The sequence below is a fragment of the Mycobacterium gordonae genome (genome assembly GCF_002101675.1).
Lineage (GTDB): Bacteria > Actinomycetota > Actinomycetes > Mycobacteriales > Mycobacteriaceae > Mycobacterium > Mycobacterium gordonae.
Map to the genome: position 1 here is coordinate 1 of NZ_LQOY01000058.1, position 18,139 is coordinate 18,139.

General features: G+C 62.0%; 18 protein-coding genes and 1 pseudogene. 3 read left to right on the top strand and 16 right to left on the bottom strand.

Annotation, left to right across the window (positions count from 1 at the left end):
• The 5 genes from AWC08_RS09700 to AWC08_RS09720 all read right to left on the bottom strand — a co-directional run.
• The coding region (locus AWC08_RS09700) for an alpha/beta hydrolase fold domain-containing protein (RefSeq protein ID WP_141224570.1) at positions 1–569 on the bottom strand (569 nt) is incomplete at its 3' end.
• Positions 566–2,089 carry a flavin-containing monooxygenase gene (locus tag AWC08_RS09705; RefSeq protein ID WP_007168396.1) on the bottom strand — a complete coding sequence of 508 codons (1,524 nt, stop codon included), beginning with the start codon at positions 2,087–2,089 and terminating at the stop codon, positions 566–568. The genes AWC08_RS09705 and AWC08_RS09700, both read right to left, overlap by 4 nt.
• A gap of 74 nt (positions 2,090–2,163) precedes the next feature.
• Positions 2,164–3,810, bottom strand: coding sequence for a flavin-containing monooxygenase (locus AWC08_RS09710; RefSeq protein ID WP_042909902.1), 1,647 nt, complete (start codon positions 3,808–3,810; stop codon positions 2,164–2,166).
• Complete coding sequence (locus AWC08_RS09715; protein ID WP_007168394.1) at positions 3,807–4,730, bottom strand: hypothetical protein; 924 nt, start codon at positions 4,728–4,730, stop codon at positions 3,807–3,809. The genes AWC08_RS09710 and AWC08_RS09715 overlap by 4 nt, the downstream gene beginning before the upstream one ends.
• A gap of 18 nt (positions 4,731–4,748) precedes the next feature.
• Positions 4,749–5,585 carry an SDR family NAD(P)-dependent oxidoreductase gene (locus AWC08_RS09720; RefSeq protein ID WP_007168393.1) on the bottom strand — a complete coding sequence of 279 codons (837 nt, stop codon included), beginning with the start codon at positions 5,583–5,585 and terminating at the stop codon, positions 4,749–4,751.
• Between the two features lie 134 nt (positions 5,586–5,719).
• Between AWC08_RS09720 and AWC08_RS09725 the strand changes: the two genes are divergently transcribed.
• Entirely contained in the window at positions 5,720–6,388 is a 669-nt protein-coding gene (locus AWC08_RS09725) for a TetR/AcrR family transcriptional regulator (protein WP_023900852.1), read from the top strand.
• 26 nt (positions 6,389–6,414) lie between these two features.
• On the opposite strand, the gene AWC08_RS09730 is transcribed toward AWC08_RS09725, so the two are convergent.
• Positions 6,415–7,119, bottom strand: coding sequence for a TetR/AcrR family transcriptional regulator (locus AWC08_RS09730; RefSeq protein ID WP_057969459.1), 705 nt, complete (start codon positions 7,117–7,119; stop codon positions 6,415–6,417).
• A gap of 76 nt (positions 7,120–7,195) precedes the next feature.
• Here AWC08_RS09730 and AWC08_RS09735 point away from each other — a divergent pair, with 76 nt between their 5' ends.
• Positions 7,196–8,065, top strand: coding sequence for a metal-dependent hydrolase (locus AWC08_RS09735; RefSeq protein WP_033712834.1), 870 nt, complete (start codon positions 7,196–7,198; stop codon positions 8,063–8,065).
• Between the two features lie 192 nt (positions 8,066–8,257).
• Here the strand turns inward: AWC08_RS09735 and AWC08_RS09740 are convergent, their stop codons facing one another.
• The 9 genes from AWC08_RS09740 to AWC08_RS09780 all read right to left on the bottom strand — a co-directional run bounded on the left by AWC08_RS09740 (position 8,258) and on the right by AWC08_RS09780 (position 16,660).
• Positions 8,258–9,274 (bottom strand): LLM class flavin-dependent oxidoreductase, encoded by a 1,017-nt coding sequence (locus AWC08_RS09740; RefSeq protein WP_033717470.1) that lies wholly within the window; start codon positions 9,272–9,274, stop codon positions 8,258–8,260.
• A 132-nt stretch (positions 9,275–9,406) separates the two neighbouring features.
• Positions 9,407–9,598: a ferredoxin gene (locus tag AWC08_RS09745; RefSeq protein ID WP_074021704.1), complete on the bottom strand. Its 192-nt coding sequence runs from the start codon at positions 9,596–9,598 to the stop codon at positions 9,407–9,409.
• An 11-nt stretch (positions 9,599–9,609) separates the two neighbouring features.
• Positions 9,610–10,911: a cytochrome P450 gene (locus AWC08_RS09750; RefSeq protein WP_007168386.1), complete on the bottom strand. Its 1,302-nt coding sequence runs from the start codon at positions 10,909–10,911 to the stop codon at positions 9,610–9,612.
• Between the two features lie 87 nt (positions 10,912–10,998).
• Positions 10,999–11,589 carry a TetR/AcrR family transcriptional regulator gene (locus tag AWC08_RS09755; protein ID WP_007168385.1) on the bottom strand — a complete coding sequence of 197 codons (591 nt, stop codon included), beginning with the start codon at positions 11,587–11,589 and terminating at the stop codon, positions 10,999–11,001.
• Between the two features lie 746 nt (positions 11,590–12,335).
• On the bottom strand, positions 12,336–13,784 hold the full coding sequence (gene ltrA, locus AWC08_RS09760) for a group II intron reverse transcriptase/maturase (RefSeq protein WP_042909903.1): 1,449 nt from the start codon (positions 13,782–13,784) through the stop codon (positions 12,336–12,338).
• 529 nt (positions 13,785–14,313) lie between these two features.
• Complete coding sequence (locus AWC08_RS09765) at positions 14,314–14,529, bottom strand: hypothetical protein (protein ID WP_019732564.1); 216 nt, start codon at positions 14,527–14,529, stop codon at positions 14,314–14,316.
• 47 nt (positions 14,530–14,576) lie between these two features.
• Entirely contained in the window at positions 14,577–15,473 is an 897-nt protein-coding gene (locus AWC08_RS09770; protein WP_007168381.1) for an alpha/beta fold hydrolase, read from the bottom strand.
• 52 nt (positions 15,474–15,525) lie between these two features.
• Positions 15,526–15,966 carry a PaaI family thioesterase gene (locus tag AWC08_RS09775; RefSeq protein WP_007168380.1) on the bottom strand — a complete coding sequence of 147 codons (441 nt, stop codon included), beginning with the start codon at positions 15,964–15,966 and terminating at the stop codon, positions 15,526–15,528.
• A gap of 49 nt (positions 15,967–16,015) precedes the next feature.
• The gene (locus tag AWC08_RS09780) at positions 16,016–16,660 is read right to left on the bottom strand and encodes a TetR/AcrR family transcriptional regulator (protein WP_007168379.1); all 645 of its coding nucleotides are present in this window, start codon (positions 16,658–16,660) and stop codon (positions 16,016–16,018) included.
• Positions 16,661–16,786: 126 nt separating this feature from the next.
• Here AWC08_RS09780 and AWC08_RS39390 point away from each other — a divergent pair.
• Positions 16,787–17,248: pseudogene (locus AWC08_RS39390) on the top strand (acetyl-CoA acetyltransferase); the annotation flags it as partial.
• On the opposite strand, the gene AWC08_RS09790 reads toward AWC08_RS39390, so the two are convergent.
• Entirely contained in the window at positions 17,164–17,562 is a 399-nt protein-coding gene (locus AWC08_RS09790) for a hypothetical protein (protein ID WP_225336942.1), read from the bottom strand. The pseudogene AWC08_RS39390 and the gene AWC08_RS09790 overlap by 85 nt on opposite strands.
• Positions 17,563–18,139: the final 577 nt, after the last annotated feature.

Consider the following 18,139-nt stretch of genomic DNA (forward strand, 5'->3'; position numbering starts at 1 on the left):
ATGCCATCGGGCGGCGGGGAGCGATGTGCGAGCGCGCCCAACGAGGTCGCGACGGCGAGTTGGCCGCCCGCCGAATCTCCCGCGATCGCCACCGTGCGGTTTGACGCCGATTCTTCAGAGCCGGTCAACCACCGGTAGGCCCTCAGTGCGTCGTCGGCGGCCGCGGGATACGGGTATCGCGGAGCCAGGCGGTAGCGGACGGCGAACACCGGCCTGAGCGACGCGGCAGACAGTTCGCCTAGCAGACCACGATGGGTCTGCGGGGAGCACATGGAAAAGGCGCCGCCGTGGATATAGAGAATCGGCGGCCCGTCCGGGTCGACGTCCGGGGCAACGATCCAGTCGCCTCTCACCCGATCGCCAGCAAAGACGGTGTCGACCTGTTCAACTCGCAATCCGCGCCGCGGGCGGGACGCAATGAGCGCCGCCCGAAGCACCCGGTCCATTACCGCGAGCCCGTACTGGTTAGACGGTAGTGCTTGCGTCAGTGGGCGCAGGATCCCGCGGGCCGACGTCGCGATGAGATAACTTGCCGTGCTCGGATGCTGTTCCGAGTAAAGGGTTGTCACGATGAGCTAAGTACCTTTTCAGTGGTGCGCCGCTCGAACGAATAGTCACCAAGGTCGAAGGTGCGACTACGCCAGAAAGATTCGAGGGTGGTCGTCGGGCGTAGCGGTACGTCGCCGTGTTTGTCGAAGTAGTAACTATTGGCGGTTGCGCAGCTGGGTTGCCAAAAGACTTGGCGGTGGCGGCGTTTGAGCATTTCGGCGAAGAAGCGGTCGTTGGCTTGCCGGGTTATTTCGACGTAGTTGGCGTGCCGGGACCGCGCATGGTGAAGGCATCGCACGATGTGCCTGGTCTGGGCTTCAATGAGCGTGAAGTACGAGGAACCGTTGTATCCATAGGGTCCGAAGATGGAGAAGTGGTTGGGGAATCCGGGCACGCTGACGCCTTCGTACGCTTGGAGCCGATTCTCGTCCCACCACTTGGCTTGATCGAGTCCACCGATCCCCCTGAGCGAATAGGTCGGCATGTTCTCCGGTTCCATCACTTTGAAGCCTGTGGCGAGGATGAGGACGTCGATCTCGTGCGATCGGCCGTCGACGGTGTGGACGGCGGCGGCATCGAAGTGGCTTATCGGACTGGTCTCGAGGTGGACGTTGTCTCGGTTGAATGTGGCCAGGTACTCGTTGTGAAAGCTTGGGCGCTTACACCCGAGCGCGTAACGGGGGGTCAGTTTTTGACGGACGGCGGGGTCGGTCACCTGGCTGCGCATGTACCGCAACGCGGCACGCTCGATGAGTGACGCCAAGGGAATGGCGGTGTGGAAGTGAGCGGCGACAGGGAACGTGACTTCGACGAAGGTTTGACTCGCTGCGCGCGCCGCGAGTTGTCCGCCGGGAGCGTATTTGAGGAACCCTCTTGCCAGCCGCGGCACCGGGAAGTCCAGTTTCGGCAGGCACCAGATCGGTGTGCGCTGGAACACGGTCAGCGCCTTGACGTCTTTCGCGATTGCCGGGATCAACTGCACTGCCGACGCGCCCGTTCCGATGACAGCCACCCTCTTGCCGGCGATGTCTTCGTTGTGGTCCCAGCGGGATGTATGCATGGTGATCCCGCCGAAATCATCGACACCGGAGATATCCGGCCGCTTGGGGCGTGTCAGGACGCCCGAGGCGTTGATCACGAAGCGCGCGGATAGGTCCTGTCCTGCGGCCGTGTGCAAGCGCCACAGGGTCGCGTCCTCATCGAACCAAGCTTCAGTCACCTTGACGGCGAAGCGGATTCGTGGGCTAAGACCGTACTTGTGCGCGCAGTGTCTTGCGTAGTCCTTCAACTCGTTGCCGTGCGCATACGTCCGCGACCATGACGACCGTTTTTCGAAGGAGAATTGGTAGCTGTACGACGGAATGTCGACGGCGATGCCCGGATAGGTGTTCCAATGCCACGTTCCGCCTACGTCGTCTGCCTCATCGACAATAAGAAAGTCCGAAAAGCCGGCTTTCAGGAGTTTTATCCCCATTCCGATCCCGGAGAATCCTGCACCGATCACGATGATTTCGAAGCGGTGCTTATCGCTGTGGTCCATACCGTCCTTCTGGCTTATCTGGGGGCTGATGCCAGGCACCTGTCGCCGACTGCCTAGCCGGAGCCAGTCGCGGCTCAAGCACGATCCACCATCCGCGGTGATGCTGCCTCGGGTGAAGCGGTTTGCGCCGAGAAACGAACACCTTCGCGCTTGTCGACGGACACGCGATCGTCGTTGCGCTGCCGTCCTCCTTTGCTTGCGCCGTGCGAACTCTCCGCGGCCAACTCGGGCCGCGCCCGCCTGGGCTTCTTGCGGGGAGGGGGCTGTGAACTCATCGAGTAATCGTCGAGCTCGACCCTCGCTAGTTGTCGGGCGAATTGGGTGGCGAAGCCGGGATACATGGTCCCGTTATAGCCGTCTTCGGTGAGGTACCAGCTCTTGCATCCGGAGTTCCACGTCGTGCCGGCAAGCCGACGCTGGAGTTGGGCGTGATAGCTGTTCTGCCGGTCCTCTTTGACGTCGAAGGTCTGAATACCGCCTTCGATGATTATGCCGATGGCGTCGACGATGTAGCGGATCTCCGCTTCCAGGTAGACCAAGGCCGAGTTGTGTCCTGGCCCGGAATTCGGCCCGAAGGTGAAAAAGAGGTTGGGATAGCCTGAGACGCTGACGCTCTTGTAGGCGTAGGCGCCGTTAGACCATTCCTCCGCAAGCTTTCGACCGTCCACGCCGGTGATGGGAAACGGTGTGCCGGCCTTGCACACATCGAAGCCGGTCGCGAATACGATGCAATCCACCTCGTGTTCGATGCCGTCCGCGGTGCGAATGCCGATGGGCGAGATGGTCGCGATCGGCCAGGTGATGAGTTTGCAATTGTTCTGTCGGAGAGCCGGATAGTAGTCGCTGGTCATCAGCATGCGCTTGCAGCCGGGCCGGAAGTCGGGCGTCAGTTGTCGCCGCATCCACGAATCTTTCACCTGGCGACGAAGGTTCGCCTTGGCCGCCCAGGCGATGGCGGTAGTGGCCGGGGTGTTCCACACCATGCCGACGGCCATGACTTCGTGCGCCCAAAACCATGCCTGGCGAGCGGCGCTCTGCAGAATCGGTAGCCGACCAAACGCGGCCTTGGCAACACTGGGGTGCGGAAAATCAGGCCGGGGAAGCACCCAACCGGGCGTCCGTTGAAACACTTTGACTGATCGCGCCGTCTTCACCAATTCCGGAACAATCTGCACCGCGCTCGCCCCGGTACCGATTACCGCAACACGTTTGTCGCTCATGTCATAGTCGTGATCCCAGCGCGCGCTGTGGATTTTGTGGCCTGCGTAGCTGTGCAGTCCGCGAATGTCAGGAAAATTTGCATTGGCCAGTGGGCCGCTTGCCATCACCACCGTGCGCGACCGGTAGCTTGACCCGCCATCCGTTTCGACGGTCCACGTGCCGCTGTCTTCGTCGAACGCCAGGCCGGTCACGTTGACGTGGAAACAGATGAAGCGCGCCAGCGCGTGCTTGTCGACCATGGCCTTGATGTAGGCGAGTATCTCGCTGCTTCCCGAGTACGCACGCGACCAGTCCGGATTTGGTTCGAAGGAGTACGAATACAACAATGACGGAATGTCGCAGGCGGCACCGGGATAGCTATTGTCACGCCAGGTTCCTCCGACCTCGCCCGCGCGCTCCAGGATGACGAAATCGTCGATACCCCGCTTGAGTAGTTGGATCGCCGTGCCAAGTCCGGCAAAGCCGGCTCCGATGATCAGAACACTGGTCGTGTCGCTCATCTGGCCACCGGTTCATAGGTCAGCTCATCAGTCCATGACGGCGTCTTGCCGAGCACTTGCGTGGGGAAGTGGTCGATCACCCTACCGAGGCGCTGCGAGATGAAGTGCAGCGGTTGGGAGTGCTTGATCGTGGCAGACATATGGGCCTTGAGGATGTGATAGGGGGGAACACGGCGGGTGTGCTCGCTGCGATCGCCGACGTTCGAGTAGCGGGTGACTGCGTTGTACAGCCTTTCCTCGGACAGGCCCCAGGCGTTCAGGTTTATCAGCATCCGGGTCAGCAGCGGGATGTAAAGCAACGCACCGGTAAGTACCCTCGGGTCGATAAGAGCTCCCACCGTCTGAATCGCATGGATCCTCATTGGGCTGGCGCCCAGGTCGTTGAGCACCTGAAAACCCACCGCCAGGTGGCGAGACTCGTCGCTGTTGACCTTGGCGAAAACTTCGCCGCACACGGGATCTGACACCTCGTCCACCAAAAACTTCAACAGTGCTCCGTCCAGAGCGGTTTCTAAAGCCGGTATGGCAGCACCGATCACCGTCAACGGAAGTGCTTCGGCGTATCGGTCCAGCCATTCGATGACCAGCCGGATGTTCTTGTTCGGCACCGGAGTCTCGCCCTCCTCGAGCATCCCCCAGCGATGCATGAGAGCGAGCTCCACGTTGGCGTGCCGCTGCTCTTCGGCGTGGAAATACCTGTAAATCTCACCCAACGCGTCGAACGGCGCCTTGGGGGCCATGGCCGCGAAAGCGCGGGCACCGACATGCTCGATCCATACCACGTCTGACATGAACTGTTTCAGGCTGGGGCGCTGTTCGTCGGTGATCAACTCGGCACCCGGTGCGTCCCAGTCGATGTCGGCCAGCGCCCACTGGCGGTCTTTAATCGTCTGCAGCATATCGCCGTATTCGAAAGCCATGTCTCCTCCTAGGTTGTGTCAACGCGTTATTCGCTGGATGAGTCCCATCGCGTGGGTGAAGGTACCCGGCATGGTTCTCTTGAGCTGCCAGAGGATTTTGGCGTCGAGTTGCGGCAGGACGTATAGCTGGCCGCGGTCGTGCGCATCCAGGGTGGTTCGTGCTACCGACTCTGGTGATACGCCGGTCCACTTCATCAAGTTGGCGGCTAGCGTGGCCGCCGATTCCTCGATGCGTGGATTGTCGACGATATTTGTTTTGACGAAGGTGGGGCATAGGACGGTCACCGTGACGCCGGTTCCGCTGAGCTCGGCTGCCAAGGTTTCGGACAGCGCGAGTACGCCCGCTTTGCTCACGTTGTAGGCGGCCATGCGGGGGGCCGCACCGAAGCTTGCCGCCGACGCGACGTTGATGAGCCCTCCGAATCCACGTTCCCGGAGCCGCGGGACAAAGACTTCGCAGCCGTGGATGACTCCCCACAGATTGACCGACAACGTCGCGGACCAATCGCTCGTGGATGTCGCACCGACGACGTTGCCTCCAGCGCCAATTCCGGCATTGTTGATCACCAGTCCGGGAGCGCCGCCGAACCACTTCTCGGCCGAATCGGCAAGATCCCGGACCTGATGCTCGTCTGAGACGTCGCAAACAACGCCGATGCCATGACCGCCCAGCTTGGAGATCAGGTCCGCTGTCTCCTTGGCGCGAATGCCGTCGATGTCGGCGCACACCACACGGCCGCCCCGGCGCGCCAGCTCGACGGCAAATGCGCGGCCAATGCCGCTGCCTGCACCGGTGATCACCGCGTCGGCACGGTCACTCCGGCGGGGGGGATTCCCAAACGGCAGCAGCCTCATCGGAGTATCCGCCGTTGCTGCGATCTGACGGTTGATTCCGTCGCTGCCTCGAAAGCAACTGGTGGCACCAGCCACCATTGTGGGCACATGCCGTCAGTTTGGTGTGACCTACGTTGCTTTGTCAAGATGGAAATGTGCGGACGAAGGCGAAACGATGGGGCGGGCGTACCGGCGCGGAACGCCGCGCGGAACGTCGGCAGCGTCTGATCGATGCCGCGACCGAGATCTGGAGCGAAAGCGGTTGGGCCGCAGTCACCATGAGGGGCGTTTGCTCCCGGACCAGCCTGAACGACCGCTACTTCTATGAAGACTTCAAGACCCGCGACGAGTTGCTGGTTGCCGCCTGGGACGGGGTACGGAACGAGATGCTCGGTGAGGTTTCCGCGACCCTCGCAGAACGCGTCGGGCAGCCGCCCCTCGAGACTATTCGCATGACCATCTCTATGGTGGTCGACCGCATCACACAAGATCCCGGCAGGGCAAAGATCTTGCTGACCCAGCACGTGGGCAGCTCACCGCTGCAAGACCGGCGCGCTGTTGCCCTGCAAGAGGCGACGCACCTCGTGGTCGCGGCGAGCAAGCCCCATCTGAGACCGGATGCCGATGAAACCGCGCTCCGCATGGACACCTTGGTGGCGGTTGGGGGCTTCGTCGAGCTGATCACCGCCTGGCATGCCGGCTTGCTCGACGTAAGTCAGGAGGAGATCGTCGAACACACCAGTCGGCTCGCCGAAACCCTAGCTGAACGTTATCTGGTGCACGCGCTCAGCGTCGATGACGTGCCCGGGACGCTACCGTCCTGATCGTGGGCGTCAAACCGGACACGCACTCAGCATCGCCGGGCGTGGCCGCGAGCCGATAGAGCGTTTGCCGATGCCCCGGATTCAGGAACCGGCGCCTCGCCTATGTTCTGCAGCAGCACGTAGGTGCCGAGGCTGCCCAGGAAACCTGCGCAGTGTTGGACGAGTTCATCAGTACTGAAGTCCAGTTCGCCGTCCAGCCAGCGGCGCAGAACCTCGAAGAGTCCTCCGACACCGAGGGTTGAAGCCAGATGCGCGACGCCCACCGCAGAGTCGGCGATATCCAGGTGAAGTCTGGCCTCGCGCAGCACGAGGTCGGCGAAACCGGCCATCAATTGGCTCCGCAACTCGCGAAGGAGTGGCTCCGTTGCGGATTCAACGAACAAAATGCGGGCCAGCCGAGGATCGTCTTCGATCATGTTGACCAGTGCGCGGATGGGGGCATACGCCAACACGTCGGGTGGCGCGCCGGCGTCTGGGATCGCTTGGACTATTACGTCTTGGAAGGTGGCATAGAGCTGCTGGTAGACGGCCCGCAAGAGCGCGTCGCGGTCGGAGAAATGCTGGTAGAAGTAACGCGAGGTGACACGTGACTCGGCGCAGACGGCAGTCACGGTGGTGGCGGCCACGCCTCGGGTACCGATCAGCTCGATAGCGGCGTCGATGAGACGTGTACGCCGGTGCTGATGGCGCTGCTCTGCAGACACTCCGCGATACACCCGGACTGAACGCATAGACACAGTTTGTCATCTAAATCTGACTAGGTATAAAGTCAGATTATTGAGGTCCGCTTGGAGATGGGAGTAGCACATGACCAGTGAGTCGCCCACACGGCCAGCAAAGAGGGTGCTGCCAAAGGCTCGCCGTGTCCGTTTCGCAATGCCTGCTGGGACCAGTCGCCAGCACTTCGTCGACGGCGACTTGGTGATGAGCCACTTTGTCTCTACCTTGTCGGCAACGTTCCCCGAGGGCGAAGACTTCTTCATCCGATCGGTGCGCCAGTACCGTGACCAGGTCAGCGACCCCGACCTCCAAGAGGCGGTCAAGGGATTCATCGCGCAGGAGGCCACCCACCGGCACCAGCATCGGCTGCTTAACGAGCGGCTCCAAGCGATGGGCTATCCGACCGACGGGATCGATCGGCACATCAAGAAGTTGGTTGACCGGCTCGAGAAGCGATTCTCTCCGAAGATGCGCCTGGCCGTGACGGCTGCCCTTGAGCACTACACGGCGACGTTCGCCGAAATCATTCTGACCAGCGACGAGGCACAAGAGCTGATCGGCGACACCGAGGTCCGGCCGATTCTGCTCTGGCACGCTTTAGAAGAATCCGAGCACAAGGCCGTCGCTTTCGACGTCTTCGAGACGGTCGGTGGAACCGAACGCACCAGGGTCTGGGGAATGCGGATTGCCACAGTCATCTTGTTCACCGAGTTGGTCATCCAGACCACTCGCTCTCTGGCGGGTGACCGCGCAGCCTACAACCCACTGCGCTTACTGCGCAGCCTTCGAGCCTTCCGTCGTTCCCCACTGTTCAGCCCGGACGCGGTGCAGCGCTTCCGTTCCTACACCCGCGCCGGCTTCCACCCCGACGACTGGGACAGCACCGAAGTCCTCGAACGCTGGGCCAAAGAACTCTTCGACTCCGATGGCGCCCAGCGAATCGGGAGCCGCGTCTAGCATCAACGGTGAGCGCGAGCAGAGAAGCACTGGCACTAGGTGGCTTACGAACTCGTCGTCGAAGGCGATCCCTACGGTACCGGCAGGAGCACACCGTCGATGAACCGGTCATTTCGAATTAGACGGGAGACTCATTCACCGCCGCGGGTTGTCGTCGACACAGACGCTGGCGCACCTACATGAACCGGGATGTTACTGGCCGGGGGCGCAGTGCTTGATCATCTCACCGAGGTTTTGGCCGACCCGCTCAGGTGCGATACCCACCGACGGCGGGTAGAGCATGATGTGGTCGAGTACCCCCTCGTAGCGGCGCAGCCCGGCGCGCACCTCGCTGGCGGTGCCAGCGACGCCCATCACGTCGATCATGTCGTCCGTCACCGCGTCGAACATGGCCGCAAAGTCACCGCGTGCGAAGGCTTCTCGGATAACGGCACCCTGTTTGGCGAATCCGCAGAAGTCGAGCAGCGGTTGGTAGGTTCTGACTGATGCGTAGAACGCGATCTGTTGCGCGACCTCGCGACGGGCGATTTCCGGGTCGTCGTGGATGGAGCACATGACCATTGACACAATCTCGACGTCGTCGGGATCGCGCCCGGTGCGTGCGGCGCCCTTGGCCACCGCGGGCCGCACGACTTCCTCCACGTAGGCGGTCGTGAAGAGCGGATGCCCGGCCAGCCCGTCAGCGACCCGGCCGGCGGCTTCGCACATCCGCGGGCGCACCGCGGCGGTGATGATCGGAATATCGCGCGCAGGCGGGTCTACCGGGCCGCTGGGGATGAGATTCATCTGGTAGAAGCGGCCTTCGTGGCGGACTGGTCCCTCGTGCAGGTTCCAGATGCGCCGAATAAGGGGTACGAGTTCCTCGACGCGCAGGGCGGGGGCGCTGGTATCGGCGACGCTGTGCCAGTTGCTCATCATCCGTTTGGTGCCGTTGCCGATGCCGAGCACGATGCGACCGCCGGACAGTTCGTCGAGATCGCGCGCCTCGGTCGCCAAGACCAGCGGGCTGCGTCCGACGCCGTAGAGAATCGACGACCCGATGCGACACCTGTCAGTCGAGGTGGCCATTGCCGCCATCGAGATGGATCCCGACCGGGTATAGAACTCCGATGCCCACACCGCGTCGAACCCGGCCTGGTCGGCCGCGGTGGCGGTGACCTTCATCGCGGCAAGGTCAGGGGCTAGGACAGAGAGTCCAAAGGTACTCACTACTGCGGCTCCATTGCGTTGTGTTGTGCTCCTGAGCGATGTCGGCGAGCCCGTTGGACGAGGAGCAGTCATCGTGGACCGGCCGGAAGCCAGTGCCGAACAGCTGCACCGGATCTCGCTGCTGCCAGTCTGTCAATCGTGCAACGCGAGCGCGCCTGTGGGGCAACTCGCCACGGCATCTTCGATCAGTGCCCTGTGACATTCGGGTGGCCCAGGATTCAGGATGTGGAGTTTCCCATCGTTACTGACCTCGAAGAAGTCGGGAGCCAGGCCTTCACACATCCCGATTGACGAGCATCGATCGCGGTCGACTGTGATTTTCATGCCACGCTGCCTCACGTAGTCGGGGTGAAGCGGACGGGAAGATGATTCACCCCGTGGAAGAAAGTGCTAACGGTATAGCTGGGTGGCCCGCAGACTTCAATATCAGGCAGGCGGTGCAGCAATTCCCGGAAGAGCGCGGCGAGTTGCTGCCGCGCCAGCTGATTGCCCAAGCAGTGGTGGATACCTCCACCTCCGAAGCTCACGTGCGGGTTGGGGTCCCGTGACAAATCGAACTTTTCCGGGTTGGTGAACACTGTGGTGTCCCAGTTGGCCGAGCTGTAAAAAAGTACGACCTTGTCACCTTCGGTGATCTGTTGTCCGCCCAGGTCGCAGTCGCGAGCTGCCGTTCGGCGGAAGGTCATGATCGGGGTGGCCCACCGGACGAACTCTTCGACCGCTCCTTTGATTCGTCCGTCGAAATCCTCCATCAGCCACGCTCGTTGATCGGGAAAGTCGGTCAAGGCTTTCATCGCATGACTGGTGCTTTGGCGCGTGGTGTCGTTCCCAGCGATCGTGAGAAGTATGAAAAACGAGACGATCTCATCTTCGGTGAGTTTTTCACCGTCCACTTCAGCCTGAACGAGGTTCGTCATGAGGTCGTCTTCGGGCTGCCGGCGACGTGCAGCGATGATTTCGCGGGCGCCGTCGCCTAGGAATCCCATCGCTTGGAAAAGGCGAGGTATGACTGGGTCGTCGCCCATCACCTCGGGGTCGCTCCACCCACCGGCATACCGTGATTCCCACGCGATGTCGCGGCGCATCGAGTCCGGCACGCCCATCATGTCGAAGATGTTGTGCATCGGCAGCAACGCCGCGCATTCGTCGACGAAGTCGGCCTTGCCCTGTGGAGCCAGGTCGTCGACGACGCGCTTCGCGTTGGCCTCGATCTGATGGTGGATCAGTCGCATCTGCTTCGGCGTGAATGCGGATGCCAGCAATCGTCGAATCTTGGTATGACGCGGCGGATCCATCGCAATGAAGCCTTGAGCGGTGTCGAGCAATTCCTGCGGGATCGACTCCATGACAATGCCCTGACCTGACAGGAAATCGTCGTGTCGCCGGGTCGCCTCGACAAGCAACGGATGCGTAACCACAGCCCAAAAGCCCCGGTCGTTCCCGTCGTCGATCATGGTGTGCTCGACTCGCGGGTGCCAGCTGATGGGAGCACGTTTGCGCAGTTCGGCGTATGTCTTCTCCCGGTCGGCGGCGGTGCCGGCCCAAAATGCAGTCGAGGACAAGTCGGCAGAATCATATGGACGTGCTGAACGCCGCTCCGCCGACGTTTTCAGTGCGGACGTCGTGCTGGCAATCATGAGAATCTCCTAAGGTTCGTGCGGCCCCACTCCAAGTGTTTACAATTATTCCTTCAGAGTCAACATTTGAACATAAAATCCTTAGTGTTAACGCGCCTCGCCTGCGGAGGAATGAACGCCCAAATAGCGAAGTGCGATCCGCGAGATGCGCTCCCCGGTCGTCTCGGCGTCGGCGGTCGGAAGCACGACGTGACTCACCGTCAGCCTTACCAGTGCATCGGCGACATCATTGACGTCATTGGCGTCCAGGCCTGAAAAGTGCTCGTTGAACCAGGTCACGAGGGCTGCCGAGGACAGCTCCAGTAGCGACGCAGAGGTCGGCAGGAGCGGCAACATACCGGTTGACTCAGCGACCGTCCTGTCCGTAGGCCGGTTCGATGTCAGCACCGCCTTCAAGAGCGGGCTCGCTTCCGCTTCCTTCAGTGTGTACGACACCGCAGCGGTGATGCCCCCGCCGACGTCTCCGGCGTGTTGTGCCAAAACTGCGTGAATGCCATTCAAGAAGCGTTCGCCTTCGGCCACAACCAGCGCGTCGCCCAGTCCCTGCTTATCGGTGAACTCCTTGTAGAGCGTCGGGCGGGACACGCCGACAAGCTCTGCGACTTCACCCATGCGAACGCGATCCCAGCCCTTCTCGATAGTGAGGGTCCGGGCAGCCCTCAAGACTTGCTCACGCATATGCCGGCGAAACGAGAGGCGAACGGACTCTGTTGGCATGGTGAGCAGGATATGCGTCTTGCACAAGTGTTCCGTCGGGGCTATCGAGGACCACGCCGACAACAATGCACTTCGCCGGTTTGGCTGTCCGGGTTCCGCTACTTCTCACCATGGCACTGTCATCATCCGGTGGAACTCGCGACATCGGCTTGGCGACCGCCACGCTTCGAGCTGATGCCAACGTCGCGATCGAAGTCTGGGGTTCCCCTGAAAAAATGGACACGGATAACTTGCTTCCGCGACAGGGTTCAGCGTCCGCTCGTAGTCGATAGGTGAGCGCGTCCCGATCGCTTAATGCCTTGGTTGATTATTGTAGAAGTTCATCCAATTGTCAACTCCTGCAATCAATTCCGCTTTGGTCGCGTAGGGTGTGCCGGTAGTAGCATTCCTGTTTGAAACTCGACCACAGCGACTCGGCGCCGACGTTGTCCCAGCATTACCCGCGCAGCGCCCACCGCGCGCGAACACCCCCCGCTGCACGGCCACGGTGACCAACTCGGTGCGCATGTGATCATCCACAGCCCAACCCAGTGCCCGCCGCGAGTGCTCGTCGCGGATCGCGCACAAGAACATGTCGCCCTCCCCGCAGCCCAGATAGGTGTAGGGGTCGGACCGGGGCGCGGTGTCGGCATTTCTACCGATCCGTTTCCCCGGCCCGCCCTCCGAACCCGCCGAGCGAATTTCTCCGCAACGGGCTCTCCACGGATTCAGGCCACTGGTGCAGTGATGTCCGTCGGCCTCGCTGTCCAAGGGGTGATGATTTTCGTGCCCCGGTAGCGGTATCGGGTGACCTCTACCTTCTGCGGCCGAAACATCGCCGTCTTGCCTTCGCGGATTTGCCAATTGGGCAGGAACCGTCGATGGAAGACGCCCCACGCCAGCCCGTGGTGCCGTTTGCGCATCCAAGTCACCACCCGCCACCATGTGAAGTGGTCGAGGTAGTCGAAGGTGCGTTTGGACACCCCGTGCTGGAAGTAATTGCACCATCCCCGCAGGACGGGGTTGAGTTGGCGCAGCAGATCAGCGAGCGTTCGATGTTTGTGTCGCCGCGTCAGATTCCTGACTTTGTCGGTGATGGACATAAGTGCCTTCTTCGACGGCCAGGTGTAGACGTAGTGCTTGGTCGTGCCCCTTTTGATCTGCCGTTGGATGCGGAAGCCGAGGAACTCGAACCCCTCGTCGACGTGGCAGATCCTGCTCTTCTCGACCGACAGGCGCAGGCCCATCGGCGCGAGCACTGCTGCGATCTCGTCCCAAAGCGCTTCGGCATCAGCGCGAGTGCCGTGGACCATGACACAGAAATCGTCTGCGTAGCGGACGATTTTCATGGTCGGAACTCCGGCGCGTCGATGCTTGGCACGTGTCCATTCCGGGCCGAGCGCCTTCCACTTCGCGGCGAAGTGCTCGTCGAGAACGGACAGGGCGACATTGCTGAGCAGTGGTGAGAGGATTCCGCCTTGCGGAGTGCCGGTGATGGTGTCCCGGTAGCCGAGATCTTTCGAGAGAATCCCGGCTTTGAGGAACGACTTCACCAGGGCCAGAACGCGTTTGTCCCCGACACGTCGCCGCACCCGGCCCATAAGGGCCGAATGCGAGATTTCATCGAAGCACGCCGTGATGTCTCCCTCGAAAACCCAGTGATAGGCCCGTGAGCCGCTGGCGAGGTGATGGATCTCAGCGATGGCGTCCTGGGCTCGCCTGCCCGGCCGGAACCCATATGCGCACGGATGAAAGTCCGCCTCGAAAATGGGCTCCAGCACCAGCTTCAGCGAAGCTTGCACGACCCGGTCGGCGACGGTCGCGATACCCAGGCGGCGGAGCTTGCCGTTCGCCTTCGGGATCATCACCTCCCGCACCGGATCCGGCCGGAATATCCGCTCCTTGAGTTCCTCGCGGAGCCGCTGAAGCAGTCCGACCGCCTCTGCCGCACCGACAGACGGCGGTGCGGTCCCATCGGCACCGGCTGAGCGCGCACCCTTGTTCGTCCGCACCCGCTCCCACGCGAGGGTGAGGAATGCGGGGTCATAAACGAGGTTGTACAAATCATCGAAACAGCGGTCGCTTTCATCAACCGCCCAATGGTGCAGTTTGCGTTGCATCCTGCGTACCCGCAGCTCGGCCGTGTCCGGGTCGGGCCACAAAGCACTCGTATTCACAAGTGACCTCCACAGTCTGCGTACTCGCCGCGAACCCGCTGGAGCCCTTTGCCATGCGACCGGCTTTCCCGGCCTCGGACTACTACGGCTCCTCCGCCCCACCACACCGGCATCAGCCGACGACTGCCTACCCCTCCAGCCCGGCTGGCTGCCGGATCTGACCGGGGACCGGCGCGGTGGTTCCCGTGTTCACTGTCAACCGTTTGACGGGTGAGGTGTCCAGCTATGCCCCTGCGACCTCGTCACGGCTACGCCGCAGTCCTTCACCGTGACCTCCCGAACCGGCGACATCAACCGGCCCACGAGTTCCCCGCCCTCAGGGCGGGTGCGCGTCGCTGCCCAGCCCGCATCCGCCAGGTTGGAGCTGGTGGTCTTCTCTTAAGAGGCGTTCAGCCGCTGGTTCCTCGCGTACACCTTCCCGTCTCGCTAGCCGGACCCGACCCGTCTGGCAGTACCAGGCCGTCCCGGCGTTGTCGGGGCTGCTTCCCACCCTCACCAAAGTCTCTTTAGATCAGGCTGCCCCCAGCTTCTACCGGGCCACTGCGATGGCTCGGCGACGGTGGTCTCTCACCTCCGTTCGGTTGAACAGCGCCTCACGGCGCTCGATATCCGAGGACCACACCGCGTCGAGTCGGCCCTTATCAAAGCGCTGGCCGATCAGATCCGGCGGAAACGAGGCCGGATCGACCACCGTGGTGGTCTTAAACCTCCGCGGACTGATCCCCTTGATGCCGAGCTCGGCCATGATTTTGGCGCGGCCAGCCCGGGCTGCGCCAGATAGCCCAGAGCTTTTCACGCTGAAGTGCTTATCGTGCGGTCGAGAAATCCGGCGACGGCTGCGGTGAAGGCATCGTTGTCGTCGCCTGCGACCATGTGGCCGGTGCCGGAGACGTCCACCGCTTGGGCGTGCGGTACGACCTTGAGGAATTCGTCGACCGACTGCTGCGATGTCACATCTGAAAGGACGCCGCGCACCAGAAGAGTGGGTGCCTGCACGCGGCGGGCCCCTTCAACAAGCAGTTCGCTGATCGCGTCGAACTTTTCGGCACCAGTCGCGGGGTCACCTTGCAGAAACTGGAAGTTGGAAGTGATGAAGGCCGGATCCCATCGCCAGATCCACCGACCATCGTCGCGTTGCCGCAAGACTTTACGGAGTCCGTCCGGGTTCTTGGGCCGAGTGCGATGTCTGTTGTATTCGGCAATGACGTCCGCGGCGTCGTCGAGCGTGCTGAACCCGTCAGGATGGGCGGCCATGAACGACACGACGCGGCGTGCTCCGTGAAACTCCATTCGCGGAGTGATGTCGACCAGGACGACGGCTCCCCACAGGTCGGCGGGCGCCAGCAAGTGCGTGCCCAGGACGGTCATGCCGCCCAAGGATGCGCCGACGACGGCCGGCGGGCGGTCGGTGCTCGCGTGTTCACGCACGGCCAGCAGATCGGACGCTAGCCGTCCGAGGTCGTATCTTCCGGTAGGGTCCCACGCGCTGTCGCCGTGACCTCGGGCGTCATACGCGACGACCGTGTACCCACGAGCGTGCAAGCGGCGCGCTGTGGTCGCCCAGGCGTGTCGGTTTTGACCACCGCCGTGCAGGAGCAGCACAACGGCGCGGGCAGCGTCGTGCCGGTAGCAATCCGCCGTGAGGGTGACGCCGTCTGTGGTGCGGAATCGCTCGAGCGTAACGGTCATCGGGTGCGCTCGCCGTTGTGAAGTCGGACGACAATACCATCGGTCCTTTTCATCACGAGGAATTCCCCCTAGGGCTAACGACGGTCACTGTTCCTTGGGCGGCACATACCGCGCGCCCGTCGTTGGTGATGTCGATTCTGGCGACACCGCTGCGCTTGCCCAGCGCGATGATCTCGGTGACGGCGACGCATACTCCGCTTGACACGGGCTGCAGCAAGTTCAGCTTGAATTCGGTTGTGGCGACCCACGATCCAGCGGGGATCACCGGGTAAAACACCACGCCCAAGCAGTGGTCGACCATTGCTGACAGGCATCCGCCGTGCAGATTGCCGAACGGAGTCAAAAGGTCGTCCCGAGCATCCATCTGCACAACCAGCCGCCCGGCGGCGAACTCGGTGTGGCGAAAATCCAGGTATTTGGAGAGTCCTCCCGTGGTTGCCGCCGCGTTCTGCAATTCCTTGGCGATCTGCTGATTGAACTGCGCGAACTCCATGGTTAGCGCCCCTTCTCATCCACGGATATCGATGCGATGGTTTGAGACACTACTCTGCACTTGTTGCATCGACGCAAGGCTGGGTGTTGGTGAGCAGAGCTGGAAGCAGGAATCGGCGTAAAAAGGCATCGAGGCCTTCGGGGCTGCGGTGTCTGGGGCCGCGGACCGACAGCAGGCTGAGGACGGTTCGCAGGATCCATTCGGCGGCATCGTCGACCGACACCCCGGGCTCGAGTTGGTCCCAGTGCGCAGCGAAGACAGGTCGAAGGAACTCGGCCACGAGTTCAAACAAAGCCACCGACGTTCCCTTGGCCAACCCCACGCCGGCGAGTTCCTCGTCACTGCCGAACAGCAATCCGATTGTCGGCTCGCGATGAGCGGCGCGTACCGTGACCTCGACGAAATCGAGTATTGCCGTGCCCAAATCGCGATGTACTGCGATCCGTCGACGCATGCGGTCTAGGTAGCGTTCGGCCGCACGCAGGATGACACCGGAAACGACGGATTCACGACTTGGAAAGTAGCGGTACACCGTGGCGCGCGACACCCCCGCCTGTCTGGCGATGTCCTCCATGGTGGTGCCCGGCAGCCCCTTGCCCTCCAGGCACGCTTCGGCGGCATCGAGCAGGAGGTCTCGGGCGACGTCGCGGGTCGTGGGAGGTGCCGTGCCCCAGCGCAACGATTTCTTCGTCACGAAGCAAGTATGCAGCCTCGGACCGATCGTGAATTAACGACCCAACCGGTTGTCGCATGGCTACTTATGTGACAATATCGCAAATATGTCGCAACAAAGGTGCCGACGATGAACGTGACCTGACCGTTGGCGATTCCGCCCCGCACTCCCGTTGTCGTCGCGGTCGGTGAGATCACGCACCGCGGCGACAGCGTCGTCGATCCCATCGATTTGGCTTGCGAAGCCGCGCGTCGAGCATTGCAAGACGCGGGCGCTGCGATCGGGCATCGGATCGATACGGTGGCGACACCGGGCATTCTGATGATTCCGCGTGACAATCCCGCGTCGAGAATTGCCGAAGCGGTTGGGCTGGCGCCCCGGCGTCGCATCAGCTGCCCGATTGGCGGCAATACACCGCAATACCTCGTCGAGGTCCTTGGTGGGGACATTGTGCGCGGTATCAGCGATGCGGTGCTGGTCGTCGGAGCCGAGACCGGCGAGTCCGCCCGCAGAGTCAAATCGGGTCATGCGCTCCGCGATCCGAAACCCGTTGATGCACAGGATGAGTCACTTGGCGACACACGTCCCGGATTGAGCCCAGCCGAGATGTGTGCTACCTCACCGACTTTGACTCCCGCCAGTTTAGCGATCGCAGTGAGGCTTTCACCGCGGCCTTGCATCCGGGCCAACGCTGTCGCGCCGGCCTGGCGGTGTTCGTGACGGCGCCGCTCTCCCTCTGCGTGTATCTCGAGGATACGGTTGCGCTCCCACTCGTCGACGGCGGCCAGCCGCCCAAGCTCGACGAGGAACGACGCAGCGTCATCGACATTTTGACGCTCACGCTCCAGACGTGCCTCGTTGGCCTTGTTCTGCGCCTCCCGGACACGCTTGCGCGCTGCCGATTTCGAATTGATGTTCACCACGTGGGAACCATAGGACGCACCCATCGTCGTGCTCTACCATCCTGACCAACATCATCTGTGTCCCCATTTGTCCGCACCCTTTGTCGCCAAATCGACTGCCTACCAATGCAACACATCCGCACCGATCCGCACCACTCACCACAACCACCTGTCCGATCCGGGAAACGGTCGGGTGCGCTCGTTCACGCGCTACGACACACTTATGCCAACGAGACCCGTACCACAGCAGCCTGAAACCCGCTATCTGCACTGGTCGGCACGCGGTGGTTTCGCTTGGTGTGCGATGGCGCTATATGACCAGCTCAGACACCCCTTCTGGACCTCAACCAGAAGGGCTTGACCGCTCTCCTAAAGCCGGTCTCGCAGATTCGACCCCCTGACCGCACTCGACGGTGCATTTCCGATCGAATGTCGCACTGCTGGTAGCGGGAATCGAAAACTATGCCTCATGATCTCGGTATGACCTGCCGGCCAGTACCAACGGCGGGAGACGGGGTTGGGGTCAAGTCCAGGGACGTGGTGTACGACGTCGTCGTGTGATTCTTCGACTTGGTGGTTTAGGCGGTCAGTGCCGCCG